Raw genomic sequence first — 16,633 nt, 5'->3', positions numbered from 1 at the left:
GGGGATTCTCTCATAAAGTCCGCTCGTTTAGGCTGGACCTGATTCGGGGAGCCTTCCCCGTCAGTCAGGGAGTAACGGCCAATGGGCAGCGAAGCGGCGGAATCCATCGTGCCACAGACGCAAAATCCGCAAAAGGAACCGTCGATGGAGGAGATTCTGGCCTCCATCCGGCGCATTATCGAAGACAGCGACCAGGCGGGCCCGGCGGATGCGAAGGCCGACGCGCCGGCCGCATCTCTGGTCGAGCCGGTCACCACCGACGACGACGCGCCGGACGAGGCCGCTCCGATCGGGCAGGACGAGGCGCGTACGGTCGAGCCGGCCCGGGCGATCGGGCAACCCGAAGGCGACGAAGCTGCCGCATCCGAACTCGAGGCCGGGCCTTCGACCGGGGACGAGCAGGGCATGAAGGCCTGGTCCACGGCGCCGGAGATCGCGGCCGAAGACGACGCCGCCACGGCGCAGGACGTCGCCGACTGGTCCGTGGCCATGGAAACCGAAATCGACCCGGGCCCGCCGCCGTTGCCGCCGCGCGAGGACAACGCCCCGCAGCATCTCTCGGCGGTCGCCTCCGGGCGCGCAGCCTCCATCCTGTCGGAGCAGACCAGCCGTCAGGTCGCCGCCGCGTTCGGGGAGCTTTCGGACGCGTTCGCCGAAAACCGGCGCCAGCGTTTCGACGAGATGGCCGCCGAGATGATGCGGCCGATGCTGCAGGAATGGCTGGACAACAACCTGCCCACGCTGGTGGAAAGACTGGTGCGCGAGGAGATCGAGCGCGTCGCGCGGGGCGGCTGACGCGTCTGTGCCTTCCCCATCGCCAGGCCTTGTGGCCAAGAACGGCAAGGCGTCCGCTCGGCGGGCGGCTTGACCAGGCGCGGCGGCCGGAGGTCCCGGCTGCGGCCGGTCCGCCATTGAAGGCTTGGGCTGGCGACCGCGCCGGCGCAGTTGACTCGGTTTGATCTGTCGGCTTTACACCGGGCTCTGACAGAGCCCTGCTGGCGCGGACATTCCAATGCTTGAAAAAAACTATGACGCGGCGAGCGTCGAACCCCTGATCGGCAAACGCTGGGAGGACGGCCACGCTTTCCGCGCCGGCGCGGGCGCCGCGCGCGGGGCGGAGCCCTATACGATCGTCATTCCGCCGCCCAACGTCACCGGTTCGCTGCATATGGGCCACGCGCTCAACAACACGCTGCAGGACATTCTGGTCCGCTTCGAGCGCATGCGCGGCAAGGACGTGCTGTGGCAGCCTGGCATGGACCATGCCGGCATCGCCACGCAGATGGTGGTCGAGCGCCAGTTGATGGAAAAAAAGATCCATCGCCGCGACCTGTCGCGCGAGGAGTTCGTCGAGCGGGTCTGGCAGTGGAAAGCCGAATCGGGCGGTACGATCGTCAACCAGCTGAAGCGGCTGGGCGCCTCCTGCGACTGGTCGCGCGAGCGTTTCACCATGGACGAGGGCCTGTCGAAGGCCGTCATCGAGGTGTTCGTCGCACTCTACAAGCAGGGGCTGATCTACAAGGACAAGCGGCTGGTCAACTGGGACCCGAAGCTGTTGACGGCGATCTCCGACCTGGAGGTCGAGCAGGTCGAGCTGGACGGTCATTTGTGGCATTTCCGCTATCCGATCGCCGGTGCGAGCTTCGATCCGGCCGATCCGTCGAGCTTCATCACGGTTGCCACGACCCGGCCCGAAACGATGCTCGGCGACACCGCGGTCGCCGTCCATCCCGAGGACGAGCGCTATAGCGGCCTGATCGGCATGGAGATCGAGCTGCCGATCGTCGGCCGCAGGATCCCGATCGTCGCCGACGACTATTCCGATCCGGAAAAGGGCTCGGGCGCGGTCAAGATCACGCCGGCGCACGATTTCAACGATTTCGAGGTCGGCAAGCGGCACAAGCTGCGCGCCGTCAACATCCTGACCGTCGATGCCAAGGTCAAGATCGCCGACAACGAGGATTTTCTCGACGGCCTGGAGCCCTCGAAGGCACAGCGCGCGGCATGGGACGAACTCGACGGGCTCGACCGGTTCGAGGCACGCAAGACAATCGTCGCCATGATGGAAGAGGGCGGCTTCCTGGAAAAGACCGAGCCGCACCGGCACATGGTGCCGCATGGCGATCGCGGCGGCGTGCCGATCGAGCCGTTCCTGACCGACCAGTGGTATGTCGACGCCGAGACCCTGGCGCGGCCGGCGATCGAGAGCGTGCGCGAGGGGCGCACGAACTTCGTGCCCAAAAACTGGGAGAAGACCTATTTCGAATGGATGGAGAACATCCAGCCTTGGTGTATTTCGCGCCAGCTCTGGTGGGGACACCAGATTCCGGCCTGGTACGGGCCGGACGGTCACGTTTTTGTCGAAAAAACCGAAAAGCAGGCGCTCGACGCCGCGGTCGAATATTATCTTGCCGTCGATACGCCGTGGAAGGCGTGGGTGGAGGAGAAACTGGAGAATTTCGCGCCCGGCGAGATTCTGACCCGCGACGAAGACGTGCTCGATACCTGGTTTTCCTCGGCGCTGTGGCCGTTCTCCACGCTCGGCTGGCCCGACGAGACGCCGGAACTGCAGCGCTATTATCCAACCTCGGTGCTGGTCACCGGGTTCGACATCATCTTCTTCTGGGTCGCGCGGATGATGATGATGGGCCTCCATTTCATGGAGGAGGAGCCGTTTCACACCGTCTACGTGCACGCGCTGGTGCGCGACAAGAACGGCGCCAAGATGTCGAAGTCTAAAGGCAACGTCATCGACCCGCTGGAGCTGATCGACGAGTACGGCGCCGATGCGCTGCGTTTCACGCTGACGATCATGGCCGCGCAGGGCCGCGACGTGAAGCTCGATCCGGCGCGCGTGGCCGGCTACCGCAATTTCGGCACCAAGCTGTGGAACGCGACCCGCTTCGCCCAGTTGAACGGGGTGGCCGCCGATCCGGACTTCGATCCGCAGGCGGTCGCCCTGACCATTAATCGCTGGATCCTGACGGAGCTGACCCGCGCGGAGCGGGCGATCACCACCGCGATCGGCTCCTACCGCTTCAACGAGGCGGCGGGGGCGGCCTACGGGTTTGTGTGGAACCTGTTTTGCGACTGGTATCTGGAACTTCTCAAACCCGTCTTCGCCGGTTCCGACGAGGCCGCGGCGGCCGAAAGCCGCGCCTGCGCGGCCTATGCGCTCGAGCAGATCTACAAATTGCTGCATCCGATGATGCCGTTCATGACCGAGGAGCTTTGGGCGCGCACGGCCCCTGAGGAGGCGCCGCGCGAGGACATGCTGGCGGTGACGGACTGGCCGGAACTCGCCTTCGAGGACGAGACGGCGGCGGCCGAAATCAACTGGTTGGTGGAACTCGTTTCCGGCATTCGCTCGGTGCGCTCGGAAATGAATGTGCCGCCATCGGCGACCGCGCCGCTGGTCATGGTCGAGGCGGCACCGCTGACCCGGGAAAGGCTGGACCGCCATGGCGAGGCGATCCGGCGCTTGGCGCGAGTGTCCGACATTGCCGAGAAGAACGAGGCGCCGAAGGGCTCCGCCCAGATCGTGGTCGGCGAGGCGACGGCCTGCCTGCCGCTCGGCGACCTGATCGATCTGAAGGCGGAGGCCGCCCGGCTCGAAAAGGAGATCGCCAAGCTCGACGGCGAGATTTCGCGGATTCAAAAGAAGCTGGCAAACGAAAAATTCGTCGCGCGCGCGCCGGAGGAGATCGTCGCCAGCGAACGGGAAAAGATGGCCGAGTTCCAGGCCTCGCGCGACCGGCTCAAGACCGCGCATGCCCGCGTCGCAGAGGCCGGCTAGGACTGCGCAGCCGGCGCGGGGGCAACGCGGCTCGGCACCGGCTGCGTCGATTAAACTTTGCCGGCGTGCTTGAAAAAACAGCTGGTTGAGCGCACATAAGGGCAGTCACACGGGCCGGGCCCCTCTGGCAGGCAAGGCGTTGCCTGTGATGTCGGACCGACGACAAACGCGCTCACGCGGCGCAACGCGCAGCCTTTCCGATGCTTCACCACGAGTGGCTCTGGCCCGGATTTCTGGCCTTCGTCGCGTTGATTCTGTTCTTCGATCTTTTTGTCCTGCACCGCCGCGATCATGTGATCTCGGCGCGCGAGGCCGGGTTTACCGTTGCCGGCTACGTGTCGCTGGCGATGATCTTCGCCGCCGGCCTGTTCTATTTCGCCGGCGCCCAGCGCGGGTCGGAGTTCCTGACCGGATACCTGGTCGAACAGGCCTTGTCGCTCGACAATATCTTTGTGATCGCATTGATTTTTTCCTATTTCCGGGTGCCGCCAGAGGCGCAATACCGGGTTCTGTTCTACGGCATTGTCGGGGCCATCGTGATGCGGCTGTCGCTGATCGTTCCGGGCGTGAAGCTGGTCGATCAGTTCTTCGTCGTCGGCATGGCGCTGGGGGCGCTGCTGGTCTTTTCCGGCTACAAGATGATGATGTGCGGCGACGACATGATCGACCCGGGCGAAAGCCGGGTGGTGAAACTGCTCAAGCGGACCGGGCGCGTGACCGACGAATATCAGGGCGCGCGGTTTTTCGTGCGGCGCGGCGGCCTCATGTTCATGACGCCGCTTTTCGTGGTGCTGGCCACCGTCGAGGTGACCGACCTGGTCTTCGCCGTCGATTCGATCCCGGCCGTGCTGGCCGTGTCCAACGATCCCTTCATCGTCTTTTCCTCAAACGTGTTCGCCATCATGGGATTGCGGGCGCTGTTCTTCGTGCTGGCCGGGATGATGCGCGAATTCCATCACCTCAAGACCGGATTGTCGCTGGTGCTGATCTTCATCGGCGCAAAAATGCTGGTGGCGCATTTTTATGAAATCCCGGCCACGGCGGCGCTGATCGTGACAGCCATGCTGATCGTCGGATCGGTGGTGGCCTCGGTGCTCACGCGCGAGAACAAGGGCGGCGAAGCGCGCGGCTGAGCGGCGCGGAACCGGGCCGAAGCGCGGAGTGTTTGACCTCCACCCTTCGGCGGTCCGCTTTGTGGCGTTTCGGCAACACTCTCTCAACAAGCTTTGATGTATACCGGCGTTGGCGGACGGCTTGCCCCGATCCCGCCATAAACGGATCGCAACTCCTATGGTGTCGAAACGCCCGCCCTAACCAGAGGCGGCAAGCGCTGCCAAGAGGTGGCGAGGACGCAGATGGACGCCAAGAAGACCGTCGAGGACAGTTTTTGCTTTGCCGCCGGGCGCGGTCCGGTGTCGGCCGCGGCGCGGACCGGGTCGCTTGCAAGAAACAAAAGAACCTTTTTGTCATGCTGATTACCAATCGGGCCGTTCCGGTCCTTGTCAGTGCGTTTGTGGTGGTATGCGGAAGCGTCGGAGGCGCCCTCGCGCTCGATCCGAACACGATGCGGGAAAAGGACACCAGCCCCTGGGCCGTGTTCCGGCTGGGCTTTTCCGCCTACAAGCAGGGCCACAAGGAAGAGGCGATCGAGGCCTATCGCTACGCGGCCGAAAAGGGCCAACTCGGGGCGCGCTGGAAGTTGGCGCGCATGTATGCCGAGGGCGACGGGGTCGCGCGCAACGATTACGAGGCCTTCAAGGCATTCAGCGAAATCGTGCGCCAGGACGTGGCGCCGGGCAGTCCGGAGGAAAGCTACATTTCGGATGCGCTGGTGGCGGTCGGCGGGTATCTGCGCCGTGGTATACCCGGCACGCCGATCAAGCCGAACCCGGCCGCCGCGCAGGAATATTATATGCGCGCGGCCGCCAATTACCGCAATCCCAACGCCCAGTACGAGATCGGCAAGATGTTTCTAGCCGGGGAAGGCGTACGCTCCAGCGTCCGCCAGGCCGGGCGCTGGCTGCAGCTTGCGGCCGAGAAGGGACATGCCGGCGCGCAGGCCACGCTCGGCAATCTGCTTTTTCAAAGCGGTAAGGTCGTGAAGGGGCTGGCGATGATGACGGCCGCGCTCGAGCGCGCGGCTCCGGGCGACCAGAGCTGGATTCGCGGCATGCAGGAAGAGGCGTTCTCGCTGGCCGGCGAATCCGATCGGCGCACCGCGATCGCGCTTTCCCAGGACATCATCCGCAAGGGGCTCGGCCGGTAGGCGCCCGCTTCACCGTCAAACGACGCTCCGGCACGGGAGTGCGGCGGCCTTCAGCGCCGGGTGCTTTCACTCGCCCTCGGACGATTGCGATGCCGTATCCCGCAAGGCGGGCGGCGGGCCGGCCTTTTCGGGTGTAAGCAGGGTGGTCGGACAGCCGTCCTGGACCTTTTGCCACGACGTGTTGTTCAACACCTTGCCGCAGCGGGCCAGCCAGGATCCGCTCGGCAGTCGAATGCAGACCACCGACCCTTCTGCGTAACGAGTGCCGTTGGCAAGACACGTGCATTCCGGCTCGGCGAATGCCGGCCCCGCGGCCAGCAGCGCCGCAGCGGCGAGCCAGGTGCGCAGCAGCTTCATGACGGCGCAGGCTAGCACGAAAGGCGGGTTTCACAAATTCGCGGCCGGTGGCCGGACCATAACCGGAGAATAGCGCCGAAAGCTGCCGACCGGCTTGGGGCGACCTTCGGCGGGGCAGGGCGTGCGCCGTCACCCGGCCTGGATGTGCGGAAACGGGATCGTCACACCCAGGGCCGTGCCGGAGGCGCCGGTGCTCAGCAGTTCGAATTTGTAGCCGTAGCGCTCGGCCAGTTCGACCACGATCGCCAGACCGTGGCCTTTGCCGTCGCTGACGGCGAAGGCGCTGTCCAGCCGCGTTCCGCGCTGGCAGGCTTTCTGGAACCTTTCGGCCGTCAGTCCGGGGCCGGTGTCGTGCAGTTCGATGCGGCATGCATTCTGCAGTCGTCGCACACCCAGAAGCAACTTGCCTGAGGGGGTGTATTTGATCGCGTTGGACACCAGGTTGGAGACGATCCGCATCACGGCCAGGGGGGCAATGGGGCTGACGAGGCTCGTTTCGACGAAGCGGAAGCGAAGCCCCTTGGTTTCGGCGTCGGGCACGAACATCTCGTGGACGCTGCGCAGGATTTCGCCGAGATCGATCTCGTCGCCGGTTTCGTCGGGACGTCGGCCAGCCGGTCCCTTGAGGTGATCGGCGACGAGCGCTTCGAGATAGTCGAAACTGTCGTAGATGTCGGCGTAATTCCGCGGCGGTCCGGCCTTGTCGTCGCTCATCACACCCTGCACGGCCAGGCGGAGCGCGTGCAGCGGCTGACGGATGTCGTGAACCGTGTTTTCGATGTGCTCCTTGTGTCTGGCCGTGGTTTCCAGCGCCAACTCGTAGCGCGCCTCCAGATTGCGCAAACGCGTGTTCATGTCGAGATTGCGCCGGGCCTGCTCCAGGCTCGCCCGCAGGGCTTTTTGGCGTTCTTCGCGCAACTGATGATAGCGATCGACGATCGCCAGGCCCATCATGACGGCATCGAAGATCATCACCATGCGCATACTGTCGTGCTGAAACTCCTGCGAGATATCGATCCCGAACCAGTGGCGCGTCATCATCAGTGTGGCCGAAGCCGTCGCCCCCAGCCAGGCAAAGACATAAAAGCGCACCTGCTTGAAGCGCTTGCGGGCGGCCAGGAGCGCGGCAACGGTGAACAGCGTGACGGCGAACAGCACGACGAGGATCATGTATTTCTTGATCAGCCGCGGCTCGACGAAGAGGCCTGCCACAATCATCGTGGCCGTGACGGTGATGACGGCCAGCAAGGCCTTGTCGACGACGCGGTGGTATTTGGCCGTGTTGAGAAATATCCGGGCGTAGATCGCGCCGAAAATGGCATATGAGCCGCCCGCCACGACCGAGGCGTAGCTGTTGAAGGCCGGCAAACTCGGCCACAAATACTGAAATGCGACACCGTCGACATGCATGATGTAGACCAAGGTGGCGGTGGAATAAGCGATATAGGCGGGGAAGATCGGGTGGCGCAGCACGATGCCGGCCAAAAGTGCCGCTACGATCAGGATCACCATCATGCCGTAATAGATGAACTGCTTGGCGGTCTGGCGTGTCGAGACCTCGGTGAAGCTCTCGGCGGTTTCGATGGCGAGCGGCAGATAGGTCGCCCCTTCGGTCCAGAAACGGACATAGACTGTCGCCGCCTCGCCTTGTTTCAGGGAGAGCGGGATCACCACTTCGGGGTGTGCGACGGGACGGGTGGAAAAGGCCGAATCGCGATCCTGAGCCAGCGGGTGGGTCGTCCGGCCGCTGTCATCGACGATATAGACGTGGAAAATCTGCTTGAAATTCTCCTTGAAGTGCAGGCGCCAGTCGGCGTTTCCGGCGTCGACGTTTTCCACCCTCAGGCGCAGCCATATCATGGCGTCGGAATAGCCCATGTCGGGCACCCGCGTGGTTATCGGTGAAAACAGGTCGCGTTTTTCGCCCTTGACCTCGGCGATCGTCAGCGAATGATCCGCGTCGAGCAGAAGATCGATATAGTTGCCGACCGTATCGGGGTCCACGGGCCCGTCGACCACCAGCGTGCGGTCCTGTGCTTGGGCGACAGGCAATTGGCACAGCATGGCGAAACATGCCAAAAACAGCAGGCTGAACCTTTTACAAACGGGCTCAGAAGGGTTTGGGGGAGGAGCGGCATTCCTATCAGCGTCATCATTGCCGATGATCATGCGCTGACAGTCGGCGGCACACGCTCCGCGATCGGCGCGTTGTCCGAATTCGAGGTTGTCGGTACGGCCGGCAACGGCATCGAGGCGATTTCGCAGATCAAACGCCTGTCGCCCGACTGCGCCGTGCTCGATCTCGTCATGCCGGGCGCTTCCGGGCTGGAAGTGTTGCTCGAGGCGCGGCGCTGGAGCCCGAAGACGAAAATCGCCGTCGTGACCGGTAGCCCGTCCGCCAAAACCCTGCGGCGGCTGATCGGAGCCGGTGCGGATGGGCTTTTCCTGAAATCCGGCAGTGTGGAGGAACTGTGCCAGGGCTTGCGCGACATCGTTGCCGGCCGCACCGTCGTGGGGGCCGGCGTCAGGCGCTATATCGAGGAAGGCGCGGCCAATGACAGTCTTACGCACCGCGAGACGGAGGTGCTGCAATGCATCGCGCGCGGACTGTCCAACAATGGTATCGCCGAACATCTGGGCATAAGCGCCAAGACGGTGGACAACCATCGCACGAACCTGATGCGCAAACTCGAGGTGCATTCGACCGCCACCTTGTTGGTTCGCGCCATGCGCGATGGACTCATCGAACCGTAGCCTGCAACATGAAGGTGATCGCATCAAATCAGGGGCAAAGTCTTTTTGCCGACAGGCTGCCGCGGGCGCCGATCGGCCTGACGCGCAAATCCTAGAGTTTCCAGGCCGTTTCGCTCTTCGAGCGGCGTCCGCTCACCGTCGCTTCCCTTTCCGAACCGTCGGCAAAAGACTGTCGGGCCCGCCGGGATGTGTTTTCCGGCGGGCTCGGGCACGATGGCGGGTCAGTCGTTCATCGTCACCCTGCCGAACGGTCCGTTCCACACAAAACTCTTGCGCGATGTGACCCTGACCGTATAGCGGCCGGCCCCATACGTGTTGCCGCTGCGATAACGGTAGGTCTGCGAAAAGTTCCGGCCGGTCTTGGAATCGACGCGGATGATTTCGCCGCTGCGCGACACGAACGCCCTGATCTTCTTGCCGCTGCTGTCGCGGCCATTATAGAAGGAATTCGCCTGCAGCAGGATTGTCGGGCCCGAGGGTTGGGGCTGAGGTTGCGGCTGGGGTTGCGGTTGGGGCTGTGGCTGTGGCTGTGGCGCGGGGCCGATGCCATTGCCGGGCGGGGTCACGGTGCAGCCCGCCAACGCGATGCCACCCAACATGGCCAGGAAAGCTCGGCGTCCCAAACGTTCAATCGTCATGGTTTAGCTCCTCATTAAACAGGAGCCGACCATGACGTTGCGGCATCCTGCCCGCCATAGGGCGAATCCCCTAATTGAGCAGTCTCCAATGAACGGCGACGGGCACTATGGGTTGTACGCGGCGGCCCGGACGCGGTTTTCGGGCAGGGGAGCGGGCGACGACGGAGGCCGACCGCGAGCCGGGCGGGAAGAGCGGTCGGTCTGGTCGTTTGCGGGCGAGCGACAATTTCCGGCAGGCCTGTCGAGGGCCGCGACGCGGGCTCGTCAGGAGGCGCGTTGGCCGCGGGTAAGGCGCTCCAGCCACGCCATCCTCTCGCGGAGCGACACGACCGAACGCTTGGATTGCGGCCGATCCCGCCCCGCCGCGCCGCTCCGGGTGGCGACGGGGATTTCGCCCCACGGCGTCCAGCGCGCGGGCTGAGACTGGGTCTTCATCCGGGTGATGTCGTTCACGGTCCTTGCCTCTTTGCGTCCTGGTTAACCATATAGGAACCAATCGGTTCGTTTTTGCGGCGCCCGGATGACGGATTGCGGACGTTCACCGCATCGTGAGACCGCGTGCGGTCGCCCGGGCGCCGGAATGCTCGATTTTGAGCCTTTCCGAACAATTTCGCTTAAAGATTTGTCGCTACAGTCGTCGGCCGTGAACGAACGACTGGCAGGCCATGATCGATCTATCGCCAACCGGTAAGGGCAGGGTCTATGTGCTGACCGTACTCGGCACGCTGATGTGCATGCTGCTTGCCTTCGTCCTCGACGGCTATTCGCTCGAACGCGGGCGGTGGGCGCTGGGCGAGCGCTGGGTCAACAATCTGATCATTCCGGCCTTGGTGGCACCGCCGTTCTTCTTCTTTCTGCTGAGCAAGCTGCGCGAACTGTCGCTGGCGCATCGCGAACTGCTCACCGTCGCGTCGACGGATTCGCTCACCGATTGTCTCAATCGCAGGGCGTTTTCATCTCTCGTCGACGGCTATCTCAGCCGGTTCGACGAAGTCCGCGAGCCGGGCAACGGAGCGCTGCTCATTCTCGACGTCGACCGCTTCAAGACCGTGAACGACCGGTTCGGCCACGAAAGCGGCGACGATGCGCTCAGGCTGATCGCCCAGGTGATCCGCTCCAGCGTGCGCGACCTCGATCTCGTGGCCCGTATCGGCGGCGAGGAGTTCGGTGTCTTCTTGCCCGGCCTCGACCTGCACCAGTCGATGGCGATAGCCGAGCGCATTCGAACCGCCGTGCAGGCGGCGGAGTTCAGGCCGGCCGGCGAACGGCATGAATTGTCGTTGAGCATTGGCGGGGTGACCTTCATGCCGCCGGCGACGTTTTCGCAGCTTTATCGAAGCGCCGACCGGAGGCTTTACGCGGCCAAGCATGCCGGCCGCAACCGCGTGGAAATCGGCGCGCTCGGCGCCCTGGCCGAACAGGACGTGCGGCTCGTCTGAGCGCAGGCGGCGCGTGGCCGGCCCGCCATGCGGCGGGCCGGTCGAAATGCTGCCGGGTCAGCAGCCGGCCGGGCGATCGTTCCAGACATTGACCACCGAAGCGACCGAGTAGACCACCTTGGCCAGGAAGTAAGCGACCTGAAGGGCGGCCGCGCCCGGCACCAGCAACGAGGCCACGCGCAGTCCGATGACGGCCACGTCCCACCAGCTCAGCTGGGCCAGCATCAGCTTGCCCACGGTGGTGATCCAGCCGAACTCGTAGAGCAGCCGCATCATCTGCAGAAAACTGTTGGGCGTGACGCCGGCATTGAAGATGGCGCTTACCTGTGGCCAGAAGCCGACCGTGTTGATGCGCTCGCCGAGCCAGTTGGTGACCGGGCCGGCGCGGATGATCGGGCCGAACACGGTGTAGACGCCGATCAGCACCGTCACGATCAGCCGGACCTTCCATACCGTGCAGTCGTCGAGCTCGTCGCGCGCGGCGCGGAAGATTTCCTCGTGGCCGTGCTCATTGACGAGCACGAGCACGTGATCGTCGCCGTCGATTTCGTGCAGGACCTGGAAGGCCGGTTCGGGATTGGCTATCGCATCGTCGACCGCCGTCTGGAAGTCGCGTCGCAGCCGTTCGTGCTCGCCGTGCGGCAGGTTGTTCGGCAATTGCCTGACGAAGTGCTCGACCCAGGCGCGGGTGTTGTCGGCATTCGGCATCTCGGCCGGACGGTAGGGTTCCGTTGGTTCGGGCATGCCGACCATGCGGGCATTGGAAAAGCGTTTCTGCGGGCGCGGCGGCGACAGCCGGTGCAGCACGTCCTGATGGGTGGCGCCGTCGGCTACGGGAATGGTGCGCAGCACCACGAGATCAGCGCCGCGCACCAGCGCCATCGGATTGCCGTCGACGAGATCCTGCGCCAGCGGCGGGGTGGAGAAATTGTAGTTGGCCAGACAGGACGTTTCCGTGGTCGGGTCGTGATACATCCATTGCTGGATGTCGGCCTGTGCCAGGGCGGTGTTCCACACGCTCAGGAACTGCATGTAGCCGTTCATGTTCATGAGCTGATTGGCGGTCGCGCTGTCGTCGGCCGCGCCGAGGATGATGTCGCCCTGAGCCAGCGCGGTGATGGCGCCCGCGGTGCCGTTGCCGGCCGCAACGCCGTTGACATAGAGGGTCTGCGTGCCGTTGCCGCTACCGCTATCGTAGGCATAGGTATAGCCGATCGAGTACCATAAATTCGGCTGCAGCTTGGTCGAACCGGAGGTGACGCTGGCGCCCGACGTGCTGCCACGACGGCCCACCACCGTACCGTCAGTGTCGACATAAAGCACGATCCCGCTTTCCTGATTCAGGTCGCCATTGCACAAGATGGCCTGCTGGGTGCCGAGATCCTGCAGCCGGATCCAGGCCAAAATGGTGTAGTCGTCGGTGCCGCCGCCGCCGGGGTTGACGTCGGTGTCCTGGAGCGGCTGGCAATAGGCGGTGCCGGCATAAAGCAGGCACGGCGCGGTCGCTTCGGAGCGTGCGCCGTTCATCAACGTCAGCGAACGGTTGTTGGGCGAGACGTCCCTGGCGGGATAGTCGTAAAAGGCGTAGGCCGCCTGCAGGCCGGTGCCGCTGGTCAGGTAGGTCCACTCATTGGCATAGATCTCGTCCTGCTGGCGGGCGACCGACCACAGCCGCACATAGTGGCAATAGGCCTGGAGGTCGCGACCGATCACGGCCGGGTTCTGGTTCGCCGGCGGCGGGGTGAAGGAGAACGAGGACTGCACGCGCAACAGGCCGTTGACGTAGAGCGACAAGGTCTGGCCGTCAAAGGTGACGGCGACGTGGAAATCGGTCTCTGTGTCGAGGATGTCGTCGGTCTCCAGCGGCATCGGTTGGCCGACGAAGCTGGCGGAAACCTTTTGTCCGCGGGTCTTGAAGGCGAACTGGCCGGGCTTTTCGAACAAAGTCGAATCGGGACACAGCCCGTTGAACTTGAACCAGCCCTCGATAGTGAAGGCTGAGCGGTTGGTGAAGTCGATGCCGATGTCGGTGCCGAGATTGACATAGGCTTCCGCGTTGAGGGAAAGCGTGACGGATTGTTCCGCGGGGGGCGTATAGGTCATGGCTGCTGCCTCCTGGGGCGCGGGTCCCCGTGTAATGCGCCTGCGCCGACCGCAGGGATCCCGCGCGCATAACCGGTTGATGCGAAAGACGGGCGCTTAGCGCGCGCCCGTCGGTTCATCGGCGCGCCGTGGCCGGCGCGCGGCAGTCACGAATCGACGACGATGTTGTAGGTGCCCAGCCGCACCATCGTGCCGCTGACCCTTTCATGCAGCTCTTCCGGCAGTCCCATCTCGGCGGGGGTCTTGGCGTGGCGGATCAGGATCTCCTGGTCGCGGGAGCCGACGATGCGGTTATAGGTGATGTCGATGGTCGCGTCGGGCGGCCAGGACTGACCGCTGGGCAGGCGCACCGTCGTCACCAGGCCGGACGAGAAATGCGCCGGCAGGCTGTTTTCGGTATAAAGATACCAGGGATTTTGCTGGGTGACGGTACCGGAGGAGTTGATCGGCGGGGTGGGGCCGGTCTCGGAACAGACCAGGCTGACCGTCGTGCCCTGCGGCAGATTGCGCGCCTCGACGGTGAACGCGTAAAGCTCCTCGGTGTCGTCCAGGTTCTGGAAAGCGGTGGTGACTTGGTAGCTCGGCGGCGAGGCGTTCGACAGCACCGAAACGTTGCGCCAGGCGATGCCGGGATTGTCGACGACCCAGCCGACGAAACCGCCGGTCGAGTTGAAATCGTCGGGAATTGGATTGGGATTGGCGGCGGTCACCACCTGGGAGACCAGGCAGTAGTGATAGCCCGACGGCGGGGCGGGCACCGACCACTGAAAGGCCGATTCCCCGACCACGATCTGATTGGCCTGGCTGGCGCTGACATTGGAGTAGTTCTGGCCGGGCGTGGCCGTCGGGACCTTGTTGTTGCGCCATTCGCTCGGCTGCGACAAAAGGCTCGATTTCACCCAATAGAGATAAATTTGGCCGTTGGCGGCGCCGCCGGCGAGGTTTTTTCCGCGCGTGTAGATGTAGTTGATCTCGTTGGCGATCAGGTTCTTGCCGGGGTTCTGGTCATAATTGTTGACGAAGTATGTCTGCGGGTCGCTCACCGTCTCGTTGCCCCATGGGATGATGTCCGGCGAGTGATAGGCGGTGCGGACGCCCGACGGGATCTGTCCGGTGTCGTCGAGCGCGTCGCGCATGAAAATGTCGTCATATTGCGTCATGAAAGCCTCCCGGTTCGCGCGTTTGTACGGTCTGTTCACCGCCTTCGGCCGGGACACGACGTCTCGCGCCGTCGCTCGTTGCCGGGGCGACGGATGGTATGGACCGCAAGGCGGAGCCGGGCCATTCTCTCTCATAGGTTGCGCGTTCGAGAGCGTGCACGAAAAGCCGTCTCCCCGCAACCAAAAAACGAATCTTGGTGCGGGACTGCAATTTTTGCGTGTTGCGAGGTCAAGGCGGCGGGCGAGGGCGGGCGTGGGCGCCGCCGCGCCGGCGGTCGTTGCGGCCGATGCTAGTTTTTGCCGAGGTGGCGTCGGGCGGCGTAAAGCGATATCGCCGCCGCGTTGGAGACATTGAGGGAGTGGATCGGCCCGGGCATGGTCAGCCGGGCAAGCCGGTTCACGGTTGCCCGCGTCTTTTGCCGCAGGCCCTTGCCCTCGGCGCCGAGCACCAGGGCGATGCGCGCGCCCTCGAGGCTGACTTCCAGCTCGTCGGGGCCTTCGGAATCCAGACCGACGGTGAAAAAGCCGGCCTGGTGTAGCGCTTCCAGCCCTGAAGCGAGATTGCGCACCGCAATCAGGTCGATGTGCTCGAGCGCGCCGGAGGCGGATTTGGCCAGCACGCCGGATTCGGACGGGCTGTGGCGCGCGGTGGTGATCACCGCGCCGGCGCCGAAGGCGACCGCAGTGCGCAGGATCGCGCCGACATTGTGCGGATCGGTGACCTGATCGAGCGCCACGACCAGCGGCGTGTCGCCGAGCGCCGAGAGCGGCTTGGGAATGAGCGGTTCAGTGTCCAAAAGCACGCCCTGATGGACCGCGTCGCCGCCGGCGATCTTGTCGATCGCGCGCGGTTCGACCAGCTCGACGTCGAAGGGCAGGGCGTCGGGGTCGGCGATCTCCAGCCGGGCGAGCGCGTTGCGCGTTGCCAGTAATTTGTGGAGGGTCCGGCCGGGATTGTCGATCGCGGCGCGCACGGTATGCAGGCCATAGAGATAGACATGGCCTTCCGGCGCCGCCGTTGCGGGCATGTCGGCGCCGGGGCGGGCACGCGGCGGGGCGCCGCCGGCCTTGCGGTCGCGGTGGGCGCGGCGCAGCCGGGCGAAATGGGTGTCTTTGGCGGAGCCGGTTTTCTCATCGTCGGTCATGCGGCCTCTATACCGTCCCCGCGGTCGCGCGGCTATGGCTGCATGCGGTCAAATCGCCCCGTTCGGGGCGCAAGTGCCGGTTCTTGTCGCAGGGGTCGGGTGTGGGGTGATTTTCGGGCGACGTTTCGGTTGACACCGCCAGGCCATCCCGCCATAAGGCGCTTCGCGGAATTCGGGGACGGCAATGACGTTCCCGGAGGCGCGGTAAAACCCGCGTTCCAGGCTCCGGCACAGCGACGGAGGGGTGTCCGAGTGGTTAAAGGAGACGGACTGTAAATCCGTTGGCTATGCCTACGCTGGTTCGAATCCAGCCCCCTCCACCACCGCCCACCGGAAGCCTGACGACCGCGGGTATAGCTCAATGGTAGAGCAGCAGCCTTCCAAGCTGAATATGCGGGTTCGATTCCCGCTACCCGCTCCAAACCGCGACGATCGACCCTTCAGAAATTGCCGGTCTTGGAAAAGCCGCAATCGCGGCGCGGCAATCCGGGTCGCCCGCATTGGGCGGTTTTTCTTCGAGGTTGCCGAGAGATGACGAACGAGAATGATGCGCCGGCCGCGAGCGGGGCCGATTTGCGCAAATGTCGGGTGATCACCGCGTCGAGCCTGGCCGGTTTTTTGGCGGTCACCATCCTGATCTGCAGCCAGATGGCGACGGTCGAGGTCGTGACCGTGTATTCGCTGGCCTCCCTGCTGCATTTGCCTGCGACCGTGCTCACCGTGTTGTCGGTGCTGGTCGCGGTGCCGACGCTGTGGCTTTTCTTCCAGGTGGCCCGTTTGGCCTTCGAGGCCGAAACCGCGCCCGAAAACAATTGAGCAACGGCCCGGGCGCAAGGCGGCCCGGGCCCATTTCGCCCTTGTCTTTTGCGGCCTTTGTCGCTAATCGCCCCCAATCCGAACCGAATTCCAGTTCTGATCGCCAGGGAAAGAGACGATGGCAAAAGGTAAATTCGAGCGTAATAAGCCTCATGTGAA

14 protein-coding genes and 2 tRNA genes are annotated in these 16,633 nt (G+C 64.2%); 9 read left to right on the top strand and 7 right to left on the bottom strand.

The genetic code is table 11. The annotated features are described in order from the left end of the window. Positions 1-144: 144 nt before the first annotated feature. From EP380_RS12300 to EP380_RS12285, 4 genes are all read left to right on the top strand, one after another. The gene (locus tag EP380_RS12300; protein WP_420845867.1) at positions 145-795 is read left to right on the top strand and encodes a PopZ family protein; all 651 of its coding nucleotides are present in this window, start codon (positions 145-147) and stop codon (positions 793-795) included. A 217-nt stretch (positions 796-1,012) separates the two neighbouring features. Continuing rightward, positions 1,013-3,796, top strand: coding sequence for a valine--tRNA ligase (locus tag EP380_RS12295; RefSeq protein WP_127598838.1), 2,784 nt, complete (start codon positions 1,013-1,015; stop codon positions 3,794-3,796). 200 nt (positions 3,797-3,996) lie between these two features. Then, positions 3,997-4,929: a TerC family protein gene (locus EP380_RS12290; RefSeq protein ID WP_106571806.1), complete on the top strand. Its 933-nt coding sequence runs from the start codon at positions 3,997-3,999 to the stop codon at positions 4,927-4,929. Positions 4,930-5,264: 335 nt separating this feature from the next. After that, positions 5,265-6,062, top strand: coding sequence for a tetratricopeptide repeat protein (locus tag EP380_RS12285; RefSeq protein ID WP_106571807.1), 798 nt, complete (start codon positions 5,265-5,267; stop codon positions 6,060-6,062). A gap of 66 nt (positions 6,063-6,128) precedes the next feature. Here EP380_RS12285 and EP380_RS12280 read toward each other — a convergent pair whose 3' ends face one another. Together EP380_RS12280 and EP380_RS12275 are read right to left on the bottom strand one after the other, a co-directional pair. Further along, positions 6,129-6,419, bottom strand: coding sequence for a hypothetical protein (locus EP380_RS12280; protein ID WP_127598837.1), 291 nt, complete (start codon positions 6,417-6,419; stop codon positions 6,129-6,131). 129 nt (positions 6,420-6,548) lie between these two features. After that, positions 6,549-8,483: a sensor histidine kinase gene (locus tag EP380_RS12275; RefSeq protein ID WP_420845860.1), complete on the bottom strand. Its 1,935-nt coding sequence runs from the start codon at positions 8,481-8,483 to the stop codon at positions 6,549-6,551. Here EP380_RS12275 and EP380_RS23995 point away from each other — a divergent pair. Beyond that, positions 8,370-9,173 (top strand): LuxR C-terminal-related transcriptional regulator, encoded by an 804-nt coding sequence (locus EP380_RS23995; protein WP_127598835.1) that lies wholly within the window; start codon positions 8,370-8,372, stop codon positions 9,171-9,173. The two genes, EP380_RS12275 and EP380_RS23995, sit on opposite strands and share 114 nt — an antisense overlap. A 221-nt stretch (positions 9,174-9,394) precedes the next feature. On the opposite strand, the gene EP380_RS12265 is transcribed toward EP380_RS23995, so the two are convergent. Together EP380_RS12265 and EP380_RS12260 are read right to left on the bottom strand one after the other, a co-directional pair. After that, positions 9,395-9,811, bottom strand: a complete 417-nt coding sequence (locus EP380_RS12265; RefSeq protein WP_127598834.1) for a hypothetical protein — start codon at positions 9,809-9,811, stop codon at positions 9,395-9,397. A gap of 264 nt (positions 9,812-10,075) precedes the next feature. Continuing rightward, positions 10,076-10,264, bottom strand: coding sequence for a hypothetical protein (locus tag EP380_RS12260; protein ID WP_127598833.1), 189 nt, complete (start codon positions 10,262-10,264; stop codon positions 10,076-10,078). Between the two features lie 212 nt (positions 10,265-10,476). On the opposite strand from EP380_RS12260, the gene EP380_RS12255 reads away from it, so the two are divergent. Further along, on the top strand, positions 10,477-11,250 hold the full coding sequence (locus EP380_RS12255) for a GGDEF domain-containing protein (protein ID WP_127598832.1): 774 nt from the start codon (positions 10,477-10,479) through the stop codon (positions 11,248-11,250). A 57-nt stretch (positions 11,251-11,307) separates the two neighbouring features. Here the strand turns inward: EP380_RS12255 and EP380_RS12250 are convergent, their stop codons facing one another. From EP380_RS12250 to EP380_RS12240, 3 genes are all read right to left on the bottom strand, one after another. Beyond that, the gene (locus EP380_RS12250) at positions 11,308-13,353 is read right to left on the bottom strand and encodes a LamG domain-containing protein (protein ID WP_127598831.1); all 2,046 of its coding nucleotides are present in this window, start codon (positions 13,351-13,353) and stop codon (positions 11,308-11,310) included. 146 nt (positions 13,354-13,499) lie between these two features. Next, positions 13,500-14,513 (bottom strand): hypothetical protein, encoded by a 1,014-nt coding sequence (locus EP380_RS12245; protein WP_127598830.1) that lies wholly within the window; start codon positions 14,511-14,513, stop codon positions 13,500-13,502. 290 nt (positions 14,514-14,803) lie between these two features. Then, the gene (locus tag EP380_RS12240) at positions 14,804-15,658 is read right to left on the bottom strand and encodes a TrmH family RNA methyltransferase (RefSeq protein WP_127598829.1); all 855 of its coding nucleotides are present in this window, start codon (positions 15,656-15,658) and stop codon (positions 14,804-14,806) included. 238 nt (positions 15,659-15,896) lie between these two features. Between EP380_RS12240 and EP380_RS12235 the strand changes: the two genes are divergently transcribed. The 3 genes from EP380_RS12235 to EP380_RS12225 all read left to right on the top strand — a co-directional run bounded on the left by EP380_RS12235 (position 15,897) and on the right by EP380_RS12225 (position 16,474). Further along, positions 15,897-15,981, top strand: a tRNA-Tyr gene (locus EP380_RS12235). Positions 15,982-16,005: 24 nt separating this feature from the next. Next, positions 16,006-16,079: transfer RNA gene (locus tag EP380_RS12230), tRNA-Gly, on the top strand. A 110-nt stretch (positions 16,080-16,189) separates the two neighbouring features. Beyond that, the gene (locus EP380_RS12225; protein ID WP_106571816.1) at positions 16,190-16,474 is read left to right on the top strand and encodes a hypothetical protein; all 285 of its coding nucleotides are present in this window, start codon (positions 16,190-16,192) and stop codon (positions 16,472-16,474) included. The last annotated feature ends 159 nt before the right edge of the window (positions 16,475-16,633 follow it).

Origin of the sequence: Nitratireductor alexandrii, assembly GCF_004000215.1 — a bacterium.
Taxonomy (GTDB): domain Bacteria; phylum Pseudomonadota; class Alphaproteobacteria; order Rhizobiales; family Rhizobiaceae; genus Mangrovimarina; species Mangrovimarina alexandrii.
Note: the sequence above shows the minus strand (reverse complement) of the source record. Positions and strands in the feature narration are given on the sequence as shown.